The sequence below is a fragment of the Streptomyces sp. NPDC057854 genome, assembly GCF_042797055.1.
In the GTDB taxonomy this organism is placed as follows: domain Bacteria; phylum Actinomycetota; class Actinomycetes; order Streptomycetales; family Streptomycetaceae; genus Streptomyces.
Genome location: NZ_JBHVMF010000007.1, coordinates 1 through 21,316, shown reverse-complemented (window position 1 = coordinate 21,316; position 21,316 = coordinate 1). Strand labels below are relative to the sequence as shown.

Below are 21,316 nucleotides of genomic sequence, written 5' to 3'. Positions count from 1 at the left end.
CCCCCATGACCGGAAAGAGAATCACCCGCCTCGGGCTGCCCCTGGCCCTGCTGCTGCTCCCGCTCGCCACCGGCTGCGGCGGTCCGGCCGGCGCGGACGACGAGGCCGGCGGGACCGTGACGGTGACCGTCGGCTACCAGTCGAAGACCATCAACACCGTGACCGCCGGCACCTTGCTCCGCTCCCTCGGCTACTTCGAGGAGGAACTGGCCGCCCAGGGCCGCCGGGACGGCGTCCGCTACCGGGTGCGCTGGCAGGACTACGCGACGGGCGCGCCGATCACCGCCCAGATGACCGCGGGGAAGATCGACATCGGGTCGATGGGCGACTTTCCGCTGCTGCTGAACGCCGCGCGCGGCCGGCAGCTGAAGGAGCCCACGCGGCTGGTGTCGGTGACCGGCTACAACCTGCGCGGCGGCCTCAACACCGTGGTGGCCGCGCCGGGTTCGCCGCTGCGGACGCTCGCGGACCTGAAGGGGAAGCGGGTGTCGACCAGCGTCGGCTCCGCCGCCTACGGCACCCTCGTCCGGGCGCTGCGCCGTGCCGGGCTGGACCCGGCGAAGGACGTGGAGAAGCTCAACCAGCAGCCGAGCGTGGGGGCTTCGGCGCTCGCGGGCGGCAGCGCCGACGCGCTGTCCCAGTTCGTGGCCTGGCCGGGGCTGCTCGCCTTCCAGGGCAAGGCGGAGGCGCTCTACGACGGGGCCGAGCTGGACCTGCCGACCTTTCACGGGGTCACCGTGCGCGAGGAGTTCGCACGGGAGCGGGCCGGAGTGCTCGACGCGTTCCTGCGCGCGCAGCGGCGGGCCACCGACCGGCTCCGGTCGGCGCCGGTAGCGTCCGCCGAGTCGGTGGCGAAGGAGACCGGGCTGCCGGCGGAGGTCGTGTACCTCTACAACGGCGCCCAAGGCATCGCGACCTTCGACCCGGCGCTGCGCCCCGAACTGCTGGCCGCGCTGAAGGAGGACGTGCCGGTGCTGCGGGAGGCCGGGCTGGTGAAGGACGTCGACGTGGACGCGTTCGTGGACCCGGCGCCGCTGCGGCGGGCAGTCACGGCACCCGCGTATCCGCGGGCGGGCTCGGCGCGGCCGGAGCTGTGGCCGCGGGGCGCGGCGGCGACCCGGACGTTCGGCTCGGCCGGGGAGCTGCTGAGGGCGGTCGCGGCGACCGCTCCGGGGTCGGTGCGGGCGGCGTACGTGCCGGACGCGGTGACCGGCACCCCGTGGTTCGCGGACCGGGCGGTGTGGGTCGCGGACGGCGCGGAGTGGCGGGCGTTCGTGACCCGGGCGGCGGCGGAGCGGTGGGTCGCGGACCGTCCGGGCGCGCGGATCGTTTCGTACGCCGACGCGGTGCGGGCGGCGGGGTCGTGAGCGCGGCGACGACCGCGGGGCGCCGGCTGGTCCGGGCGGGCGCGCTGGCCGGCGCGCTCGCCGTCTGGCAGGTGCTGACCGCGTACGACGTGAACCTGTGGCTGCGGTTCGAGCAGTTCCCGACGGTCGGCGAGGTCGCCTCGGCGTTCGCCGACCGGGTGGGCACGGCCGCCTACTGGCGGGACCTGGGGCACAGCCTGCGCCGGATCGTCACCGGCTTCCTGCTGGCGGCGGTCCTCGGCGTGGCCGCCGGTACGGCGATCGCCCGCTCGCGGTGGGCGGCGGACCTGCTGGGGCCGCTGGTGGAGGTGGTGCGCCCGGTTCCGGCGATCGCCCTGGTGCCGGTGGCGATCCTGCTGCTGCCGACGAACGAGCAGGGCATCGTCTTCATCACCTGCGCCGCCGCGTTCTTCCCGGTCCTGGTGTCGACCCGGCACGCGGTGCGGGCGCTGAACCCGGTGTGGGAGGAGGCCGTCCTCACGCTGGGCGGCGGGCGCGCCCGGGTGCTGTGGTCGGTGGTGCTGCCGGGTGCCCTGCCGGGGGTGTTCGGCGGGCTGTCGGTCGGCATCGGCGTGGCGTGGATCTGTGTGATCTCCGCCGAGATGATCTCCGGCGAGTACGGGGTCGGCTACCGCACCTGGCAGGACTACACGGTCGTGGACTACCCCGGGGTCTTCGTCGGCATGGCCACGATCGGCGCCCTGGGCCTGCTGACGTCGACGGCCGTGGAGGCGGTGGGCCGCCGGGTGACGTCCTGGCTGCCGCGCCCCGCGGCCCGAGGCCCGGCCCCGCGCCCGGCCGCCCCGCCGGCCTCGTCCCCGCGCCCCGGTGCCGTCACCGGAACGCCCGCCGCTGCCGCGGCCACCGCCCCCGAGAAGGAGCCGGTCCCATGAGCACCGCCACGCCCGCCGTCCCGCTCGCCGGTGCCGGCCTCGCCCTCGACGGGGTGCGGCTCGGGCACCCCGACGGGACCGCCCTGCCCGGGCGGCTGACCCTGCGGATCGCGCCCGGCGAGGTGCTGGCCGTGGTCGGCCCGTCCGGCTGCGGGAAGACGACCCTACTGCGCGCCCTCGCCGGGCTGCTGCCGCCGCTCGCCGGCGGCGTCACCCAGGACGGGGTGCCGGTCCTGCGGCCCGGCGCGGACCGGGCGCTGGTCTTCCAGCACGACGCGCTGCTGCCGTGGCGGACGGTGCGGGCCAACGTCGAACTGCCGCTCGCCGTACGGGGTGTGGACCGGGCCGGCCGCCGGCGGTCCGCCGAGGAGTGGCTGGACCGGGTGGGCCTCGCCGGGCACGCGGCGAAGTGGCCGCACCAGCTGTCCGGCGGGCAGCGCCAGCGGGTGCAGCTGGCCCGGGCGCTGGCCGGCCGGCCGCGCGCGGTGCTGATGGACGAGCCGTTCGGCGCGCTCGACGCGCACACCAGGACCGGCATGCAGGACCTGCTGGCCGGCATCCTGCACGGCACCGGCGCGACGGTCGTGTTCGTGACCCACGACGTGGACGAGGCCGTCCACCTGGGCGACCGGATCGCCCTGCTGCCCTCGGGCGACGTGCTCGACGTCCCGCACCCCCGGGACCGGTCGGCCGCCGGCGCCCCGGAGACCCGCCGGCTGCGCCGCCGCGTCCTCGACTCCCTCTGACCCCCTCGCGCCGCCCCGTACCGCCCCCTCGGCGGGGGCGCGCACTCCCCTCCCCGGAAAGGCCCGTCGTGACCAGCCCCCTGACCACCGTGCCCGCCCTCGACGAAGCGGTCGAGCTCTCCTGCGACGTGCTCGTCGTCGGCGGCGGCACCGCCGGCACGATGGCGGCGCTCACCGCCGCGGGCCGCGGCGCCGACGTGATCCTCCTGGAGAAGGCCCACGTCCGGCACTCCGGCGCCCTCGCCATGGGCATGGACGGGGTGAACAACGCGGTGATTCCCGGCCGGGCCGACCCGGACGACTACGTCGCGGAGATCACCCGCGCGAACGACGGCCTGGTCGACCAGTCCACGGTCCGTCAGACGGCCGTCCGCGGCTACGACATGGTCCGGCGCCTGGAGTCGTACGGGGTGAAGTTCGAGAAGGACGAGCACGGCGAGTACGCCGTCCGCCAGGTGCACCGCTCGGGGTCGTACGTGCTGCCGATGCCCGAGGGCAAGGACGTGAAGAAGGTCCTCTACCGGCAGCTGCGGCGGCGCGAGATGCGGGAGCGGATCCGGATCGAGAACCGCGTCATGCCGGTCCGGGTGCTGACCCACCCGGAGGACGGGCGCGCCGTCGGCGTCGCCGGACTCCACACCCGCACGGGTGAGTTCGTGATCGTGCGGGCCGGCGCGGTGATCCTCGCGACGGGCGCGTGCGGCCGGCTCGGCCTGCCCGCCTCCGGCTACCTCTACGGCACGTACGAGAACCCGACGAACGCCGGTGACGGCTACGCGATGGCGTACCACGCGGGCGCCGCCCTCACCGGCATCGAGTGCTTCCAGATCAACCCCCTGATCAAGGACTACAACGGTCCGGCGTGCGCCTACGTGGCCAATCCGTTCGGCGGGTACCAGGTGAACCGGCACGGCGAGCGGTTCGTCGAGTCGGACTACTGGTCCGGGCACATGATGGCCGAGTTCGCGGCCGAACTCGCCTCCGACCGGGCCCCGGTGTACCTGAAGCTGAGCCATCTGCCGGAGGAGACGATCGGCGCGGTCGAGTCGATCCTGCACTCCACCGAGCGGCCGACCCGCGGCACCTTCCACGCGAACCGCGGGCACGACTACCGCACCCACGACATCGAGATGCACATCTCCGAGATCGGCCTGTGCGGCGGCCACTCGGCCTCGGGGGTGCGGGTCGACGCGCACGCCCGCACCACCGTGCCCCGCCTCTACGCCGCCGGCGACCTGGCGTGCGTCCCGCACAACTACATGATCGGCGCGTTCGTCTACGGCGACCTGGCGGGCGAGGACGCGGCACGGTACCGCGCGTACGAGGGCGAGCTGGACCGGGCGCAGCTGGAGGCGGCGCACGAACTGGTCTACCGGCCGCTGCGGAACCCGGACGGGCCGCCGCAGTCGCAGGTCGAGTACAAGCTGCGCCGGTTCGTGAACGACTACGTGGCGCCGCCGAAGTCCGGCGCGCGGCTCTCCCTCGCCGTGGAGGCGTTCGAGCGGATGGCCGGGGAGATCGCGGGCATGGGCGGCCGGACGCCGCACGAGCTGATGCGGTGCGCGGAGGTGTCGTTCATCCGGGACTGCGCCGAGATGGCCGCGCGCGCCTCGCTGGCGAGGACGGAGTCCCGCTGGGGCCTGTACCACGAGCGGCTGGACCATCCGGAGCGGGACGACGCGGCGTGGCTGTACCACCTGGACCTGCGCAAGTCGCCGCGCGGCACGATGGAGTTCACGGCGCGGCCGGTGGAGCCGTACGCGGTGCCGGTGCCGGAGTACGCGCCTCCGGCCGGGCCGGAGCGTCCGCTGGGCGAGGTGGCGCTGGTGCCGGTGGCGACGGCCGGCCCGCGCGAGGCGCCGCCGGCCTCCCGCCCCGTCGGCGGCACCCCGGACCGCGCGACGGCCCCGGCCGGCCCGGACCCTCGCCTGCTGGACCTGCTGGCGCTCGCCGAGGAATCGCCGGAACTCGCCGCCCTGGAGCCGTATCTGACGGACCGCCGTCCCGAGGTGCGGGCGGCGGCCGTAGCGGCCCTGGCGGAGACCGCGCCCGCCGGGACGGGCCCGGCGCTGGCGGACCGGCTGCGGGACCCGGACGCGGGGGTACGCGCCGCCGCCGTCGGAGCGCTCCGCGAGCTGGCCGAAGTGCTGGTGACGGACGTCGAGTTGGGAGACGGTCTGCGGGCCGCCCTGGCGACGGAGGATCCGTCGGTGCGGGCGGTGGCGGTCGAGGTGCTGCGCTCCCGCGGCCTCGGCGACGCCGGGACGTACGCGGCCGCGCTGGCCGATCCGGCGACGGAGGTGCGGCTCCAGGCGGTGCGGGCGCTGGTGTCCGTGGACGCGGCCGGCGCGCTGGCCGCCGCCGCGGACGACCCGGCCCGTGAGGTGCGGGTCGCGGTCGCGAAGGGACTCGCGGCGGTGTCCGTACCGGAGCCCGGGCCGCTGGTCCCGCTGCTCGGCGATCCCGATCCGCTGGTGCGGGCGGCGGCCTTCGGGGCGCTGGCGGCGGCCGGCTGCCCGGCGCCGCTGGCCGGGCGGGCGGTGACGGCGCTCGGCGACCCGGCGTGGCAGGTCCGGGCGGGCGCGGCGGCGGCGCTGCGGGCCGCGGAGCCGGAGCGGGCGGTACCGGCGCTGGCGAAGGCGCTGGCGGACCCGAACGCGGACGTGCGCAAGGCGGCCGTCCTCGCGCTCCTCGGGCACACCGGGGCGCCGGAGGCGCGGGCGGCTCTGGCGACGGCGACCGCCGATCCGGACGCCGACGTGCGCGCGTACGCGGCCCGCGGGGCCGGAAGGCCGTGACGTGCGGCCGGCCGGGTGAACGGGGGTGTGCGGGACGGCCTCGCGGGGAAGGCGCGCGGGGTGGCGTCCGGCCGGCGGGCGCTCGGTCGAGGAGGTGGTCCGGTGACGGAGCCGTCGACGGCGCAGGCGCTGGGCGCGCCGTGCTGGCTGAGTCTGGCGACGCGGGATCTGGGCGCGGCGGAGCGGTTCTACGGCGCGGTGCTGGGCTGGACGTTCCGGCCGGGAAAGCTGGAGGCGGGCGCGGGATACGTGGTGGGCGAGCGGGACGGGGTGCCGGTCGCGGGCATCGCCGCGCTCGCGGCGGAGCTGGCGGTGCCGGTGGCGTGGACGGTGTTCTTCGCGGTGGAGGACGCCGACGCGGCGGTGGCGCGGATCCGGGAGCGGGGCGGCACGGTGGGCGTGGGCCCGGTGACGTATCCGCCGCAGGGACGGGTGGCGCTGGCCACGGACCGTGACGGCGCCGCGTTCGCGGTCTGGGAGGGCCGCCTGGTGTCGCGCTGGCACGTGGGCGAGCGGAGCGCCCCCGCGTGGGTGGAGCTGCACACCCGGGACGCCTTCGACGCGGCCGTGTTCTACGGCGGGGTGCTGCGCTGGGCGGAGGACACGCCGGGCTGCTGCGACACCTCGTACGAGGAGGACCGGGTGGTGCTGCGCCGCGACGGCGTGCCGGTGGCACGCCTCGACAGCGGCCCGGTGGAGGCGGCCTCGCCCCGGCCGCAGCTGCGGCCCCGCTGGCTGGTGCGGTTCCGGGTGCCGGACGTGGCCGCGTCGGCGGCGGCGGTGACGGAGCACGGCGGGACGGTGGTGCCGGGCGGCGAGTGGGGCGGCGCCCGCGATCCGGAGGCAGGCGGCGAGGAGCGCCGCGTGATGGTCCGGGACCCGGACGGGGCCCTGTTCACGCTGGAGGCGGACGGGTCGCAGTAGGGGTGGGGGTGGGGGCGGCGCCCCGGCCCGGTGCCCTGAAAGGGGCCCGTCCGCACGCTCACCCGTCCGGCGCCGCGGGCTCGCCGCCGGCGCCCGGTGCGGCCAGTCTCGTCGGCAGGGACGCCCATGAGACGAGGTGCCGCCGATGCCCGCCGCCGCCCGCACCCGCCTCCGCCCCGGGCCCCGCCGCTCCCCCGGCCGGGCCCTCCGTCTCGCCGTCGCCGCCGTCCTGCTCACCGGCTGCGCCTCCACCGCCGCCGCACCGGACGGCGCCCGCGACGACGGCGGCCGGCTGGTCGTCGCGTACGAGCCCGCCCGGACCGCCGAGGAGCGCGCCGCCCGCGCCTTCCTGCGCGAGCGCCGGGTCCTGGAGGACGCCGCCCGCTACGCCGGCGCCCGCGTCACCCTCCCCCGCGACGTACCGCTCCGCGCCGCGTCCTGCGCCGCCCCCAACCCGTACTGGGACGAGAAGAGCGGGCGGATCACGTACTGCTACGGCTTCGTTCCGGAGGCCCGGAAGGTCTTCGCCGGACTCGGCGGCGCCGACGTCGACGAGGACGTCGTCGGGCTGTCCCACGGCGTGCTCTTCCACGAGCTCGGGCACGCCCTCGTCGACCTGTACGAGCTGCCGGTGACCGGCCGGGAGGAGGACGCCGTCGACCAGCTCGCCGTGCTCCTGCTCGCCTCGGGCGACGCGCGCCACACCGCCTACGCGATCTCCACCATCAGCGCGTGGGGCGCGCTCTGGAAGGCGTCGGAGGGCGGCGACCCGGGGGTGGCGGCGTACTCCGACGTCCACTCCCTGGACGGGCAGCGGTTCTTCAACTGGACGTGCTGGCTGTACGGCTCCGATCCCGCCCGGTTCGCCGGCGCGGTGGACGCCGACGGCAATCCGGACGGGGTGCTGCCACGCGACCGCGCCGCGCTGTGCCCGGCCGAGTACCGGCGCATCGCGAAGTCCTGGCGGACGCTGCTCGGCCCGCACCTCACGCCGGAGCAGAGGCGTCCCACGCGGCAGTGACAGGCCCGCGGGCGGGACCGACGAGCCCCGCCTCCCGCAAGGGCGCGTCCGCCACCGCAGTCCCACGATGCGAACCGCTTCGACGCGGACCCTTTACGCGCGCGCCACACGGGGGTAACTTCCCGCCGACGCAAGAGCTTTCCGCAACTTACCGCACGCGCTTCCAGGGGCCGATCCCCGCCCGATCCCCGCTTCGCCCCACCGGCCCCTTCACCGGCGCGCCCCCGTCTGGAGACCCGTATGACCCCCACCCGCACACGGCGTCGCGCGCGCGTCCTCGCGCCGCTCGCCGTCGCCGCCGGCCTGGCCGGCCTGATCGCGGCGCCTCCGGGCGCCCCGCCCGCCGCCGCCGTCCCGCTCGCCGCCGCGCCGGCGGCGGCCGTCGCCGAGAACACGGCGACGGTCTACTACTGGACGAAGACGAAGAACTGGGCCGCCTACCGCCTCCACTGGGCGCCCGACGGCGGCGCCTGGACCGCCGTTCCCGGCACCGCGATGGAGCCGGCCTGCACGGACTGGGTGAAGAAGACCGTCAGCCTCGGCTCCGCCGCCGGACTCCAGGCCACCTTCACCGACGGCACCGGCACCTGGGACAACAACGGCGGCCGCAACTACGCGCTCGGCACGGGGAACATCACGGTGAAGGACGGCGTCGTCGCCCACTCCGACCCGTGCGCCGGCACGCCGCCGCCCGCGTCGAACAAGGCGACGGTGTACTACTCGTCGGCGTCCCTCGGCTGGTCGACGGTGAACGTCCACTACCAGCCGGCCGGCGGGGCGTGGACGGCCGTGCCCGGCGCGGGCATGACGGCGGCCTGCGCGGGCTGGTGGAAGCGGGAGCTCGACCTGGGCGCCGCCACCTCCCTCAGGGCCGCGTTCAACAACGGCAACGGGGTGTGGGACAACAACGGCGGCTCCGACTACGCGCTCGGCGCCGGCACCTCCACCGTCCGGGACCGGGTGGTGACGGCGAACGCCTCGGACCCCTGCGCCGCCACCCCGCCCGACACGCAGGCGCCGTCCGCCCCGGCCCGGGTGACGGCGACCGCCGACGGCGTCTCCGTCCTGCTCGCCTGGGACGCCGCGACCGACGACCGGGGCGTGACGAAGTACCAGGTCACCCGTACCGGCGGCACGGCGGGCACGGTCGTCACGGACGTCGGCTCGACGGTCTTCTCGGACACGAACCTCGCCGAACGCACCGCGTACACGTACACGGTGAAGGCCGTGGACGCCGCCGGAAACGTGTCGGCCGCCTCCGCCCCGGCCACCGCCACCACCGGCGACAGGCCCACCGCCCCGGCGAACGGCAAGCCGCTCGGCACCGACCCGCGCAAGGACCCGATCTACTTCGTCCTCACCGCCCGCTTCCACGACGGCGACCCCGCCAACAACCGGGGCGGCGGTCAGCACGTGAAGTCGGGGAACGCGGCGAACGACGACCCCATGTTCCGGGGCGACTTCAAGGGCCTGATCCAGAAGCTCGACTACATCAAGGGCCTCGGTTTCTCCGCCGTCTGGGTCACCCCGGTGGTCCTCAACCGCTCGGACTACGACTACCACGGCTACCACGGCTACGACTTCTACAAGGTCGACCCGCGCCTGGAGTCGGCCGGCGCCTCCTATCAGGACCTGATCGACGCGGCCCACGCCAAGGGCATGAAGATCTACCAGGACGTGGTCTACAACCACTCGTCCCGCTGGGGCGCCAAGGGCCTGTTCACGCCGACGGTGTACGGCGTCCGGGACTCCCAGTGGAGCTGGTACTACGACGAGAAGCAGCCCGGTTTCGAGTACGACGGCCTGACGATCGACCCGAAGACCGGCAAGTCCTACTACAACGGCGACCTGTGGTCCACCGCGGAGCCCACCGGCAACACCTGTGTCGACTGGGGCAGGCCGACGGGCGGGAAGAGCCCCGAGGGGTACACCCTCTACAACTGCCAGTGGCCGAGCCCCACGTCGGGCATGTTCCCGAAGGACCTCTTCCACCAGTGCTGGATCGGCAACTGGGAGGGCGAGGACTCGCGTTCCTGCTGGCTGCACGAGGACCTGGCGGACCTGAACACCGAGAACGCGACGGTGCAGAACCACCTGATCGGCGCCTACAACAAGTACATCGACATGGGCGTGGACGGCTTCCGCGTGGACACCGCCGTGCACATCCCGCGCACCACCTGGAACCGCCGCTTCCTGCCCGCGATCCAGGAGCGGGTCGCCCAGCGGCACGGCGCCGAGGCCGCGAAGAACTTCTTCGTCTTCGGCGAGGTCGCGGCCTTCGTCAACGACAAGTGGAACCGCGGCTCGGTGAACCACTCGGCGCAGTTCTTCACCTGGAAGGAGCGCAAGGAGTTCGCCGCGGACGACGCCAGGGCGGCGCTGGAGATGTACGCGTACGAGCAGCAGCGGGGCACCGGCGACCAGCCCACCTCCACCAACGCCTTCCTGGAAGGCAACAGCTACCACGCGCCCGACCACAGCCGGTTCTCCGGCATGCACGTCATCGACATGCGGATGCACATGAACTTCGGTGACGCGCAGAACGCCTTCTCCAACGGCAAGGACTCGGACGACAGTTACAACGACGCCACCTACAACGTCGTCTACGTCGACAGCCACGACTACGGGCCGAACAAGTCGAGCGAGCGGTACGCGGGCGGCACCGACGCCTGGGCCGAGAACATGTCGCTGATGTGGACCTTCCGCGGGATCCCGACGCTCTACTACGGCTCCGAGATCGAGTTCCAGAAGGGGCAGAAGATCGACTGCGGGCCGAGCTGCCCGCTGGCGACCACCGGCCGCGCCTACTTCGGCGCCCACCTCGCCGGCACCGTCACCGCCTCCGGCTTCTCGAAGGTGTCCGAGGCGAGCGGCCAGGTCGCGACCACCCTCCAGCAGCCCCTGGTCAGGCACGTGCAGCGGCTCAACGAGATCCGCCGGGCGATCCCCGCCCTCCAGACGGGCCAGTACTCCACCGAGGGCGTCTCCGGCGGCATGGCGTTCAAGCGCCGGTACACCAGCGGCTCGACGGACAGCTTCGCGCTGGTCACCGTCTCCGGCGCCGCCACCTACACCGGTATCCCGAACGGCACCTACACCGACGCCGTGACCGGTGACGTGAGGGCCGTCACGAACGGCACGCTCTCGGTCGGCGCACCCGGCAAGGGCAACCTGCGGGTGTACGTCCTGAACGGCCCCGGGAAGATCGGCACGGCGGGCCCGTACCTGAAGTGATCCGGCGAACGGGGGTGGGGACGGAACATCCGCCCCCGTTCGTCATGCTCAAGTCAAGATTCTGTTACGCGGACGGGCAACTCGGACAGAAGCCTTCCCTCCGCCCCGCCCGTCTGGGATCTTGCGTCCACCCCACACATCACAGGGCCCGGCCGGCGCCACCCGCGCCACCGGGCCATCGGAGGACGCATTGTTTTCCCACATATCCGGCCGGACGAGAATCGCGGCGATCGCCCTCGGTACGACCCTGGCGCTCGCGGGCCCGGTCTCGCTCGCCCAGGCCGCCCCGGACGACAACGAACCGCTCGCCACGTCCACCGCGCACGCCGTGACCGCCCCGCAGGCGCCCGCGGCGCCGGCCGCCTGGGCCGCCGGCACCCGCGCGTACCTGGTGATCACCGCCCCCGGTGACACCACCGCGGTCCGCAACGCCGTTGCGGCCAACGGCGGTTCGGTCTTCTCGTCCTTCGACGCCATCGGCGTCGTCGTCGCCCACTCGACCTCCGCCTCCTTCGCCTCCACCATGCGCGGCGTGACGGGCGTGCAGAAGGTCGGCGCGACCCGCACCTCGGACGTCCCGGCCGACGCGTACAACCCGGCCCTCCCGGCCAACCCGGCGCAGTCGGCGGCCCCGTCGACCGAGCCGGTCCGCTCGGACATGACGCAGATCAAGGCCGACCAGGCGTGGGCCGTCAACCCGGGCTCCGCCTCGGTCAAGGTCGGCATCCTGGACACCGGCGTCGACGACCAGCACCAGGACCTGGCGCCGAACTTCAACGCCGCCGACTCCGTCTCCTGCGCCTACGGCAAGCCGGACACCCGGGTCGGCGCCTGGCGCGACGTCGACACGCACGGCACCCACGTGGCCGGCACGGTCGCCGCCGCCAAGAACGGCAAGGGCGCCATCGGCGTCGCCCCGGGCGTGAAGATCTCCTCGGTGCGCATCGCCGAGCCCGGCTCCACCCTGTTCTTCGCGGAGAACACCATCTGCGGCCTCGTGTGGGCCGGTGACCACGGCTTCAAGGTCACCAACAACAGCTATTACACGGACCCGTGGCAGTTCAACTGCCCGGACAACCTGGACCAGGCGGCCATCCTGGAGGGCGTCGGCCGCGCCCAGGCGTACGCCGAGTCGAAGGGCTCGCTCCAGGTCGCGGCGGCCGGCAACTCCAACGTCGACCTGGCCAACAAGACCACCGACTCGTCGAGCCCCAACGACTCGACGCCGGTGACCCGCACCATCACCAACGCCTGCCTCGACATCCCGGCCGAACTGCCGGGCGTCGTCACGGTCTCCGCGAACGGCACCAGCGGCACGTCGAAGGCGTCGTTCTCCAACTACGGCCGCGACGTCATCGAGGTCTCGGCCCCCGGCGAGTCGGTCTACAGCACCGTCCCCGGCGGCAAGTACTCCTCGCTGAGCGGTACGTCGATGGCCGCCCCGCACGTCGCGGGCGTCGCCGCCCTGATGGCCAGCGCCAACCCGGCGGCCACCCCGGCGGAGCTGCGGACGGCGCTCGGCGTGCAGGCCTCCGACCTGGCCTGCCCCTCGGACGCCCGCTGCACCGGGACCACGGCGAAGAACAGCTTCTTCGGCGAGGGCCGCGTCGACGCGCTCAAGGCCGTCGGCGGCTCGACCCCGCCGCCCGGGAAGTACTTCGAGAACCTCACCGACGTGACGGTCGCCGACAACACCACGGTCGAGAGCGCGATCACCGTCAGCGGGGTGACCGGCAACGCGCCGGCGACCCTCAAGGTCGGCGTGGACATCAAGCACACCTACATCGGCGACCTCAAGGTCGACCTCGTCGCCCCCGACGGCTCGGTCTACACCCTGCACAACCGGACCGGCAGCGGCACCGACAACATCGCCCAGACGTACACCGTGAACGCCTCCACCGAGGTCGCCAACGGCGTCTGGAAGCTCCGCGTCAACGACAACGCGAGCGCGGACACCGGCCGGATCGACGCCTGGAACCTGACCTTCTGACGGTAGGCCAGGGCGGCCGACCTTCTTCACCGACACCCCGGAGGGGCCGGAGCGAACACCCGCTCCGGCCCCTCCCGCACGTCCGGCCGAGAAATCCCGTACCGAGGGGTAGCCTCCGCGCCACCCTTGCTATACGTTCCGTCTAACAAGCTTGCTAGACGTGATGTCTAACAAGAGGGAACGAGAGCCGACCGCGTGACCCATGGAGACGCAACGATGGCCAGCAGCACCGTGCGCCCGGACCACAACGACCACGACGACGTCGCCGAACGGCTCCTCCGGTCGGCCGCCAAGCTCAGCTACGACCCGGCCGTCGAGGTCGACTGGGACACCCCCCTCGACAAGGACTTCCACGGCCAGAGCCCCGAGTGGAACAGCCTCTACGGCACCGCCTACTGGAACGAGATGACCGAGGAGCAGCGCAAGGAGCTGACCCGCCAGGAGTCCGCCTCCGTCGCCTCCACCGGCATCTGGTTCGAGATGATCCTCCAGCAGATGGTCCTCAGGGACATCTACCGCACGGACCACACCGACCCCCGCTTCCAGTGGGCGCTCACCGAGATCGCCGACGAGTGCCGCCACTCGATCATGTTCGCCCGCGGCTCCCAGAAGCTCGGCGCCCCCGCCTACAGGCCCAAGCGCTCCGTCATGGAACTCGGCCGGGTCATGAAGACCGTCGGCTTCGGCGAGGCCGCCTACGCCGGCATCCTCGTCGCCGAGGAGGTCCTCGACGTCATGCAGCGCGACTGGATGCGCGACGAGCGGGTCGTCCCCTTCGTCCGCACCATCAACAACATCCACGTCGTCGAGGAGTCCCGGCACATGAAGTTCGCCCGGGACGAGACCCGCCGCCACCTCGCCCGCGCGAGCCGGCCCCGCCGCCACTTCCAGGCGCTGATCGTCGCCATCGCCGCGTACTACATCATCACCAGCCTGGTGAACCCCGAGGTGTACGTCCGGGCCGGCCTCGACCCCGAGCGCGCCCGCCGCGAGGCCGCCGCCAACGAGCACTACAAGGCGCGGCTGCGCGCCAGCTGCTCCGGCCTCATGGAGTTCCTCGGCGATGTCGGCATGCTCACCCGCCCCGCCGTCTTCTTCTACCAGCGCGCCCACCTCCTCTGACCCCGACGCCGATCCCGACGAGCCGAGCCGAGCCGCCGCCATGACCTACGCCATCACCCAGACCTGCTGCTCCGACGCCACCTGCGTCGCCGTCTGCCCGGTCAACTGCATCCACCCGACGCCCGACGAGCCGGACTTCGGCACCACCGAGATGCTGTACATCGACCCGAAGACCTGCATCGACTGCGGCGCCTGCGCCGACGCCTGCCCGGTCGACGCGATCTTCCCGGTCGACCGGCTCACCGGACCGCTCAAGCGGTACGAGGCGCTCAACGCCGCCCACTACGAGGGCCGCGACCCCGCCCCCGTCGTCGCCTCCCCCACCTTCCACCCGTGGGGCGAGCCGTCCTTCACCCGCTCGCTGCCCTCCGACTTCGCCCCGATCCGGGTCGCCGTCGTCGGCACCGGCCCGGCCGGCATGTACGCCGCCGAGGACCTGCTGCTGCACACCAACGCCGAGGTCACCCTCATCGACCGGCTCCCGGTGGCCGGCGGCCTCGTCCGCTACGGCGTCGCCCCCGACCACCCCGGCACCAAGGGCGCCGGCGACACCCTCGCCCGCTTCCACACCCACCCGCGCGCCACCGTCCGGCTCGGCGTCGAGATCGGCAAGGACGTCACCCCCGAAGAGCTGGCCGCCCACCACGACGCCGTGATCTACGCGGTCGGCGCCCCCTCCGACCGGCGCCTCGGCATCCCCGGCGAGGACCTGCCCGGCAGCCTCTCCGCGACCTCCCTCGTCTCCTGGTACAACGCCCATCCGGAGACCGCGCCCGAGTCCGTCGCCCTCGGCGCCGCCGAGCGGGTCGTGGTCGTCGGCAACGGCAACGTCGCCCTCGACGTCGCCCGGATCCTCGTCTCCGACCCGGCCGCGCTGGCCGGCACCGACATCGCGGACCACGCCCTCACCGCCCTGCGCGACGCCCGGATCCGCGAGGTGGTGCTGCTCGGCCGGCGCGGACCCGAGGACGCCGCGTACACCGCCTCCGAACTCCTCGCCCTCCAGGACCTGCCCGGCACCGACCTCGTCGTCGACACCCACGACCCGCGCGTCGCCCGGGCGATCGACGCCGCCGCCCCCGGCGACAAGGCCGCGCTCCTCAAGGAGACGGCCCGCGAGACCGTGGACTGGACACGCGACCCCGACCCCGGCCGGCGCCGGATCGTGCTCCGCTTCCACTCCGCGCCCGAGGAGGCCGTCGGCCCCGGCGCGGTCCGCGCGGTTCGCGCCACCGGCCCCGACGGCCCCGTCGAGATCCCGGCCGGGCTCCTCGTCCGCGCCATCGGCTACCGCGGCGTCCCCCTCGCCGGACTGCCCTTCGACGAGACCACCGGCACCGTCCCGCACACCGCCGGCCGCGTCGACGGCATGACCGGCACGTACGTCGTCGGCTGGATCAAGCGCGGCCCCTCCGGCGGCATCGGCGCCAACCGCGCCTGCGCCGCCGAGACCGTCGGCAGCCTCCTCGCCGACGCCGTCGACGGCCGCCTGCCCCGGCCGGCCGGCACCGCCAAGGCGTTCGCCCGGCTCGCCCGCTCCCGCAGCCGCCACCTGGTCGACGCCCGCGGCCTCGCCGCCATCGACCGCGCCGAGCGCGCCCGCGGCGCGGCGACCGGCCGCCCCCGCGTCAAACTCGCCACCGTCCCCGACCTGGTGGCGGCGGCCCGCCGCAGCCGCCTCCGCGGCCCGACGGCCTGACCCCGCGGCAGGGCGAGGCATAGGGGGCGGCAGCCGGGGCACCCGCCCCCTATGACCACAGCAGGGAACGTCCATCACGACGACGGGCGCGGGGAGAGCCGCGCGCAGCGCGCCGACCGCCGCTGGAACGAGCTGCTCCAGGAGCTGCGCGTCGCACAGACCGGTACGCAGATCCTGTTCGGCTTCCTCGTCGCCGTCGTCTTCCAGCCGCGCTTCGCGGAGCTGGGCACGACGGACCGGCTCATCTACGTGGTCACGGTGTGTCTGGGAGCGGCGACCACCGGCGCGCTCGTCGCGCCGGTCGCGGTCCACCGGCTGGTGGCCGGACGGCGGCTGAAGCCGGCGGCGGTGCACTGGGCGGGCCGGCTGACGCTGGTGGGCGTGGTGCTGCTCTACCTGACGATGGTGTCGACGTTCCTGCTGATCACGCGCATGGTCCTCGACGACGGGATCGCGCTGTGGCTGGTCGGCGTGATGGCGCTGTGGCTGGCGCTCTGCTGGTTCCTGGTCCCGTTCATCGCCCGGCGCGGCAACAACGGCGACGGCAACGGGGACGCCAAGGCGGAGGACGGCTACGGGCCGTGGCCCCGCTGAGGATCCGGCCCGGGACGGCGGGCCGGCGAGGGACCGGTCAGGCCGCGACCGGGAGCGGCCGGCGCAGCACGATCGCGTTCAGCCCGACGGCGAACGGCGCCGTGTCCGTCAGCCCCAGCCCGAGCACCCGCTCCTTCGGCAGGTCCACGGTGACGTCGACGCAGAACGCCAGCGCGTGCAGCGCGTCGCCCGCACCGTCGTCCTGGAGCGCGAAGAACAGGTCCCGGTAGTAGCGGGTGCGCTCCGCGGACTCCTCGTAGAACTTCAGCCCGGGCTCGTCCACCGCCTCACCGAGCCCCGTGAACGCGGCGACCAGCTCCCGCTCCACGGTCCCCCAGAAACCGGCCTCCGCGCACGCCGTCGGCAGCGCCTGCCGGACGGCCTCCTTCAGCGAGAGCACCATCACGAGCAGCGGCGCGTGCTCCCGCAGTCCCCACCCGCGCACCATGCGGACCACCTGGCAGTCCGGGACGGCCGCCGCCGCCCGGTGGATGGCCTCGAAGTCGAAGTCGACGGTCGCCGGGGCGATCGCCTCCTGGAAGACCCGGTCGATCGACCGGGCCTCGTCGAGGTGGGCGGGCGCCACCTCGATCACGGTCCTGAAACTGGCGGCCAAAGGCTTCTCCTCTTCTCGCCGCCCACCGCGGTGGGCGCTTGATCAACAGGAGGAGTATGCCGAGGGCCGTCCTCAGCGTCCCCGGCGGGGCTTCCCGCCGCGCCCCGCGGCACCGCCCTTGCCGCGCGCGGGCTTCGCCGGCCGCGCCGGCCTGCCCCCGGCGGCCTTCTTCGCGGGCTTGGCGGCCGTCCCGCCCTTCTCGCTCTTCCGGCCCTTCTGGGCCTCCGCCCGCCGGCCGCGCGTGCTGTTGACCGTCCGGCCGCGGACGATCCCGATGAACTCCTCCACCAGGTCCGGCGCCTCCTCGGCCTTCGGCCAGGACAGCGCCACCCGCGACTGCGGCACCCCGGTGATCGTCCGGTACGTCAGGTCCTTGCGGTGGTGCAGCCGCGCCAGCGACTGCGGGACCACGAGCACGCCCACCCCGGCGGCGACCAGCTCGATCGCGTCGGCCGTCGTCTCCGGCCGCTGGAACGCGGGCCGCCCGGGCGGCGCGTCCCAGCCGAGCGTGTCGTCCAGCGGGTGCAGCACCAGTTCCTCCGCCAGATCCTCCGGGATCAGCTCCTCGGCGGCGGCGAACAGATGGTCCTTCGGCACGACCACCACGCTGACCTCCTCGTACAGCGGGATCGCCGCCAGGTCCTCGCCGTCGACCGGCAGCCGCAGCAGCGCCGCGTCCGCGCCGCCGTCCCGCAGCAGCCCGCAGGACTCCCCCGGCGTCACCTGGAGGAGCGCGAGGGGCACGTCGGGCAGCCGCTGCTCCCACATCCGCACCCACTTCGAGGGGGTCACACCGGGCACGTAGGCGAGCCGGAAGGTCGAGGGGGCCGGGGAGGAGTCAGTCACCCCGCAAGATTACCCGCCGGTCCGCCCCGTCCGGCCCGTCCGCCCGGTCGCCCCGCCCGGCTCGGCCGTCCCGTCCGCGCAGGTCGGCGGGCGGCCGTGGTCGGCGCACACCCGTCCGGTCGATACCCTGGACACCATGACGCAGCACCAGAACTCCCAGACGATGAAGCCCGCGACCGCGGCGAAGAAGCTGGGTGTGTACCTCGACGCCACGCCCGCCGACTTCCAGGAGGGCGTCGTCACGCGCGCCGAGCTCAACGAGCTCCAGGCCGACCCGCCGGCCTGGCTCCAGGAGCTGCGCCAGAACGGCCCGCACCCGCGCCCCGTCGTCGCCGCCAAGCTCGGCGTGTCCATCTCCGGCCTCGCCCGCGGCGGCATCACCGAGGCCCTGACCACCGAGCAGATCGAGGCGCTCAAGGCCGAGGCCCCCGAATGGCTGGTCAAGGAGCGCGCCACCCAGGCCGAGGTCCGCAAGGAGAACGCGCGGATCAAGGAGCGCAACGCCCAGCGCGCCGCCGACGAGGCCGCCCGCGCCTGACGGGCCCCGCGCGCCGTCTCCGGTGTGGCGCGGCGCCGGGCGCGGGAGGCATCCCCTCATGAACGAGGTATCCGACCCGCCCGTCGTCGCCGCCGTCGACGGCTCCGCGCACAGCCTCCGCGCCCTCGCCTGGGCCCTGGGCGCGGCCGAGACCCTGGGCGCCCCGCTGGTGGTGGCCCACGTCCGCTCCGAGGCGCTCCAGCTGGGCTCGGCCCGCATCGCCTCCCTCGGCACCGGTCCGGAGCTGCGGGACACCGTCCTGGACGCGGTCCGCACGGTGGTCGAGGACCGCGGTCACGCGGTGCCGGTGCGGTACGACTCCCTGGACGGATCGGTCACCGAGGTCCTGCCCGCGGCGGCCCGGGGCGCCCGCCTCCTGGTGACCGGCTCGCGGGGGCACGGCGGCTTCGCGAGCCTGCTCCTCGGGTCCACCGGCCGGGCCCTCGCCGCCCGCTCCCCCTGCCCGCTGGTCGTCGTCCCGCACGAGGCCCGCACCGCGTCCCTGGACAGCGGTCCGGACGCCGGGCGCGTCCTGCTGGGCCTGCATCCGGAGGAGACCCCGGACGAGGTGGTGGCGTTCGCCTTCGAGACGGCACGGCTACGGGGCGTCCCGCTGGAGGCGCTGACCGGGCTGCCCCTCCCGCCGAACCCGGCCGCGCTGGTCGCGGCTCCGTCCCCCGCCTTCCAGGTCCCGCCGCCCCTGCCGCTCGCCGACGACACCGAGGCCCTGCTCGCGGAGGCCCGGCGCGTCCAGGACACCCGGCTGCGGCCCTTCGCCGAGCGGTGGCCGGGCGTGCGGCTGGTCCGCACGGTCGCCCCGGGGGACGCCGCGGGCCTCTTGGTGGACGCCTCCGCCGACGCGGCCCTGCTGGTCGTGGGCCGGCACCACCGGCACCGGATGGCGGACCTCCTGGTGGGTTCGGTCGCGCACGCCGTGCTCCACCACGCCGCCTGCCCGGTGGCCGTCGTCCCGCCGTCCGCCGCGGGGTGACGGACGGGCCTGTCGGTGCCGGCTGCTAGACAGGGCGCATGAGCCCTGACGCGTACGCCTCCGATCCCGCCGCCGCCTCCCGCAACACCCGCCCGCCGGCCGCCACCGCCGCGCTGGGTGCCGGAGTCGTCGTCCTCGGCCCCGGCGGCCGGGTGCTGCTCGGCCTGGACCGCTCGGGCGTGTGGGAGCTGCCGGGCGGCGGCGTCGAGCCCGGCGAGTCCATCGAGGAGGCCGCGGCCCGGGAGCTGGCCGAGGAGACCTCGCTGGTCGCCGGCGCGGCCGAGGTCGAGGTCCTGGGGCTGCTGCTCGACACGGTCACCTCGGCGGAGCTGACGCGGATGACGGCGGCGACGCTCGTCCGCTCCTTCACGGGCACCCCGGTGGTGGCCGAGCCGGAGAAGATCCTGCGCTGGGAGTGGACCTCCCCGGACGCGCTCCCGGAGGCCCTGTTCCTGCCGTCCGCGCAGGTCCTGAAGACGTGGCGGCCGGACCTCGCGCTGCCGCCGGCGCCCTTCCACCGCTACACGCTCGGCCGCCCCACGCCCTGAGCCGGCCGCGCGCCGCCGCGCGGGACGGGCGGGGCGTGGCTAGCGTGAACAGGGACCGCACAAACCCCTCTACCGTCATCGATGCGGAAGCGAGAGGCACGTCATGGCCGCACGACCTGAAGGCACGCCGGTCTGGACCGACGCGATGTTCACGGACGCCGAGGGCGCCCAGACGTTCTACGCCGATGTGCTGGGCTGGACGTTCGGCGAGGCGTCGACGGAGTTCGGCAACTACACCCAGGCGTACAAGGACGGGAAGGCGGTCGCGGCCGTCGTCCCGCCGATGCCCGGCGGTGACACCCCGCCGCAGTCCGCGTGGTGTCTGTACTTCGCCTCGGACGACGTGGAGGCGACCGCCGAGAAGATCAAGGCGCAGGGCGGCACGGTGCTGATGGAGCCGATGAAGGTCGGCGACTTCGGTTCGATGTGCCTGGCGCAGGACCCGGCGGGCGTGACGTTCGGCCTCTGGCAGCCGGGCGTCCACGAGGGCTTCGAGCTGGAGGGGCAGACCGGCTCGTACATCTGGGCCGAGGTCTTCACCCGCGAGCCGGAGAAGTCCGACGCGTTCTTCACGGGCGTCTTCGGCTACAACGCGAAGCGGATGAGCGACGCGTCGATGGACTACAAGGTCTTCGACCTGGGCGCCGACCCGATCCTGGGCCGCATGAAGATGACGTCCGAGGACTTCCCCCCGGAGGTCCCGTCGTACATCCAGATCTACTTCGCCGTCGACAACTGCGACCTGGCGGTCGCCGCCGCGGAGCGGTCGGGCGGCCGCAAGGTCTTCGGTCCGATGGACAGCCCCTTCGGCCGCTTCGCCGCCCTCCTCGACCCGCAGGGCGCCGCGTTCGCGGTGATCGACGTCCGCACGACCGTCGGCGAGGTCCCGCCGATGGAGTAGCGCCACCGGGTCCGGGACCGGGCTCAGACGGTGTCCCGCACGGCGACGACGGGGCGGTCCGCTCGCTCGTCACCTCGGGGCGCCGCCCCATCGGCACCGAATACGGATGGGTGCCGCTGCCGGCCCCGTCGGCGTACATGCCATTGCGTCCGTTGGGCGCCAGGTACGGGTGCTGGGCGGGCCCGTCGCCCCCTCGTAGGGGTCGACGAGCCGGTGCCCGAGCGCGAGCCAGGGGGATTTCCTCGGTCTGGGCGACGGGCGCGGAACCCGCCAGCAGACCGTCCGCCGACGCTAGGGCCGGCTCTTGAAGAAGGGAAGGCGACGCCCCGCCCTTCATGAGCGCTTCACGCCGCGGAAACAGCCCGCCGGCGCCTACCGTCCCGGAAACGCAGGAAAGCCCCGCACCAGAAGGTGCGGGGCTTTCCCACAATGATTGTTCGGCGGCGTCCTACTCTCCCACAGGGTCCCCCCTGCAGTACCATCGGCGC

General features: G+C 74.3%; 17 protein-coding genes. 15 read left to right on the top strand and 2 right to left on the bottom strand.

What is annotated here, in order from left to right:
* Positions 1-5 precede the first annotated feature (5 nt).
* The 11 genes from ACFVQZ_RS12160 (at position 6) to ACFVQZ_RS12110 (ending at position 16,388) form a co-directional block, all read left to right on the top strand.
* The gene (locus ACFVQZ_RS12160) at positions 6-1,367 is read left to right on the top strand and encodes an ABC transporter substrate-binding protein (protein ID WP_383621397.1); all 1,362 of its coding nucleotides are present in this window, start codon (positions 6-8) and stop codon (positions 1,365-1,367) included.
* Positions 1,364-2,260 carry an ABC transporter permease gene (locus tag ACFVQZ_RS12155; protein WP_383621395.1) on the top strand — a complete coding sequence of 299 codons (897 nt, stop codon included), beginning with the start codon at positions 1,364-1,366 and terminating at the stop codon, positions 2,258-2,260. Before ACFVQZ_RS12160 ends, ACFVQZ_RS12155 begins: the two co-directional genes overlap by 4 nt.
* Positions 2,257-3,006 (top strand): ABC transporter ATP-binding protein, encoded by a 750-nt coding sequence (locus ACFVQZ_RS12150; protein ID WP_030497741.1) that lies wholly within the window; start codon positions 2,257-2,259, stop codon positions 3,004-3,006. The genes ACFVQZ_RS12155 and ACFVQZ_RS12150 overlap by 4 nt, the downstream gene beginning before the upstream one ends.
* A gap of 68 nt (positions 3,007-3,074) precedes the next feature.
* Positions 3,075-5,804, top strand: a complete 2,730-nt coding sequence (locus ACFVQZ_RS12145; RefSeq protein WP_383621393.1) for a fumarate reductase/succinate dehydrogenase flavoprotein subunit — start codon at positions 3,075-3,077, stop codon at positions 5,802-5,804.
* 102 nt (positions 5,805-5,906) lie between these two features.
* Positions 5,907-6,728 (top strand): VOC family protein, encoded by an 822-nt coding sequence (locus tag ACFVQZ_RS12140; RefSeq protein WP_030497743.1) that lies wholly within the window; start codon positions 5,907-5,909, stop codon positions 6,726-6,728.
* Positions 6,729-6,873: 145 nt separating this feature from the next.
* Positions 6,874-7,749 (top strand): DUF4344 domain-containing metallopeptidase, encoded by an 876-nt coding sequence (locus tag ACFVQZ_RS12135; RefSeq protein WP_383621391.1) that lies wholly within the window; start codon positions 6,874-6,876, stop codon positions 7,747-7,749.
* Positions 7,750-7,989: 240 nt separating this feature from the next.
* Positions 7,990-10,983 (top strand): carbohydrate binding domain-containing protein, encoded by a 2,994-nt coding sequence (locus ACFVQZ_RS12130; RefSeq protein WP_383621389.1) that lies wholly within the window; start codon positions 7,990-7,992, stop codon positions 10,981-10,983.
* A 220-nt stretch (positions 10,984-11,203) separates the two neighbouring features.
* Positions 11,204-12,973 (top strand): S8 family serine peptidase, encoded by a 1,770-nt coding sequence (locus tag ACFVQZ_RS12125; RefSeq protein ID WP_383621774.1) that lies wholly within the window; start codon positions 11,204-11,206, stop codon positions 12,971-12,973.
* A gap of 216 nt (positions 12,974-13,189) precedes the next feature.
* The gene (locus ACFVQZ_RS12120; RefSeq protein WP_383621387.1) at positions 13,190-14,095 is read left to right on the top strand and encodes a diiron oxygenase; all 906 of its coding nucleotides are present in this window, start codon (positions 13,190-13,192) and stop codon (positions 14,093-14,095) included.
* 40 nt (positions 14,096-14,135) lie between these two features.
* Positions 14,136-15,794, top strand: coding sequence for an FAD-dependent oxidoreductase (locus ACFVQZ_RS12115; protein ID WP_030497748.1), 1,659 nt, complete (start codon positions 14,136-14,138; stop codon positions 15,792-15,794).
* 51 nt (positions 15,795-15,845) lie between these two features.
* The gene (locus tag ACFVQZ_RS12110) at positions 15,846-16,388 is read left to right on the top strand and encodes a DUF6328 family protein (protein ID WP_030497749.1); all 543 of its coding nucleotides are present in this window, start codon (positions 15,846-15,848) and stop codon (positions 16,386-16,388) included.
* Positions 16,389-16,425: 37 nt separating this feature from the next.
* Here the strand turns inward: ACFVQZ_RS12110 and ACFVQZ_RS12105 are convergent, their stop codons facing one another.
* Positions 16,426-17,004 carry a Type-2Aa cytolytic delta-endotoxin gene (locus tag ACFVQZ_RS12105; RefSeq protein ID WP_383621384.1) on the bottom strand — a complete coding sequence of 193 codons (579 nt, stop codon included), beginning with the start codon at positions 17,002-17,004 and terminating at the stop codon, positions 16,426-16,428.
* A 72-nt stretch (positions 17,005-17,076) separates the two neighbouring features.
* On the bottom strand, positions 17,077-17,850 hold the full coding sequence (locus ACFVQZ_RS12100; protein WP_383621382.1) for a LysR substrate-binding domain-containing protein: 774 nt from the start codon (positions 17,848-17,850) through the stop codon (positions 17,077-17,079).
* A 136-nt stretch (positions 17,851-17,986) separates the two neighbouring features.
* Between ACFVQZ_RS12100 and ACFVQZ_RS12095 the strand changes: the two genes are divergently transcribed.
* The 4 genes from ACFVQZ_RS12095 to ACFVQZ_RS12080 all read left to right on the top strand — a co-directional run bounded on the left by ACFVQZ_RS12095 (position 17,987) and on the right by ACFVQZ_RS12080 (position 20,828).
* Positions 17,987-18,388 (top strand): DUF5997 family protein, encoded by a 402-nt coding sequence (locus ACFVQZ_RS12095; RefSeq protein ID WP_030497752.1) that lies wholly within the window; start codon positions 17,987-17,989, stop codon positions 18,386-18,388.
* Positions 18,389-18,446: 58 nt separating this feature from the next.
* The gene (locus tag ACFVQZ_RS12090; RefSeq protein ID WP_383621380.1) at positions 18,447-19,379 is read left to right on the top strand and encodes a universal stress protein; all 933 of its coding nucleotides are present in this window, start codon (positions 18,447-18,449) and stop codon (positions 19,377-19,379) included.
* A gap of 38 nt (positions 19,380-19,417) precedes the next feature.
* The gene (locus ACFVQZ_RS12085; protein ID WP_030497754.1) at positions 19,418-19,927 is read left to right on the top strand and encodes an NUDIX domain-containing protein; all 510 of its coding nucleotides are present in this window, start codon (positions 19,418-19,420) and stop codon (positions 19,925-19,927) included.
* A 103-nt stretch (positions 19,928-20,030) separates the two neighbouring features.
* Positions 20,031-20,828, top strand: coding sequence for a VOC family protein (locus ACFVQZ_RS12080; protein ID WP_383621378.1), 798 nt, complete (start codon positions 20,031-20,033; stop codon positions 20,826-20,828).
* Positions 20,829-21,316: the final 488 nt, after the last annotated feature.

Bases quoted from the DNA above. Each gene is read 5' to 3' on its own strand.
- ACFVQZ_RS12085 (WP_030497754.1), top strand. From the start codon at position 19,418: ATGAGCCCTGACGCGTACGCCTCCGATCCCGCCGCCGCCTCCCGCAAC.
- ACFVQZ_RS12135 (WP_383621391.1), top strand. From the start codon at position 6,874: ATGCCCGCCGCCGCCCGCACCCGCCTCCGCCCCGGGCCCCGCCGCTCC.
- ACFVQZ_RS12150 (WP_030497741.1), top strand. From the start codon at position 2,257: ATGAGCACCGCCACGCCCGCCGTCCCGCTCGCCGGTGCCGGCCTCGCC.
- ACFVQZ_RS12080 (WP_383621378.1), top strand. From the start codon at position 20,031: ATGGCCGCACGACCTGAAGGCACGCCGGTCTGGACCGACGCGATGTTC.
- ACFVQZ_RS12110 (WP_030497749.1), top strand. From the start codon at position 15,846: ATGACCACAGCAGGGAACGTCCATCACGACGACGGGCGCGGGGAGAGC.
- ACFVQZ_RS12120 (WP_383621387.1), top strand. From the start codon at position 13,190: ATGGCCAGCAGCACCGTGCGCCCGGACCACAACGACCACGACGACGTC.
- ACFVQZ_RS12160 (WP_383621397.1), top strand. From the start codon at position 6: ATGACCGGAAAGAGAATCACCCGCCTCGGGCTGCCCCTGGCCCTGCTG.
- ACFVQZ_RS12130 (WP_383621389.1), top strand. From the start codon at position 7,990: ATGACCCCCACCCGCACACGGCGTCGCGCGCGCGTCCTCGCGCCGCTC.
- ACFVQZ_RS12095 (WP_030497752.1), top strand. From the start codon at position 17,987: ATGACGCAGCACCAGAACTCCCAGACGATGAAGCCCGCGACCGCGGCG.
- ACFVQZ_RS12090 (WP_383621380.1), top strand. From the start codon at position 18,447: ATGAACGAGGTATCCGACCCGCCCGTCGTCGCCGCCGTCGACGGCTCC.
- ACFVQZ_RS12115 (WP_030497748.1), top strand. From the start codon at position 14,136: ATGACCTACGCCATCACCCAGACCTGCTGCTCCGACGCCACCTGCGTC.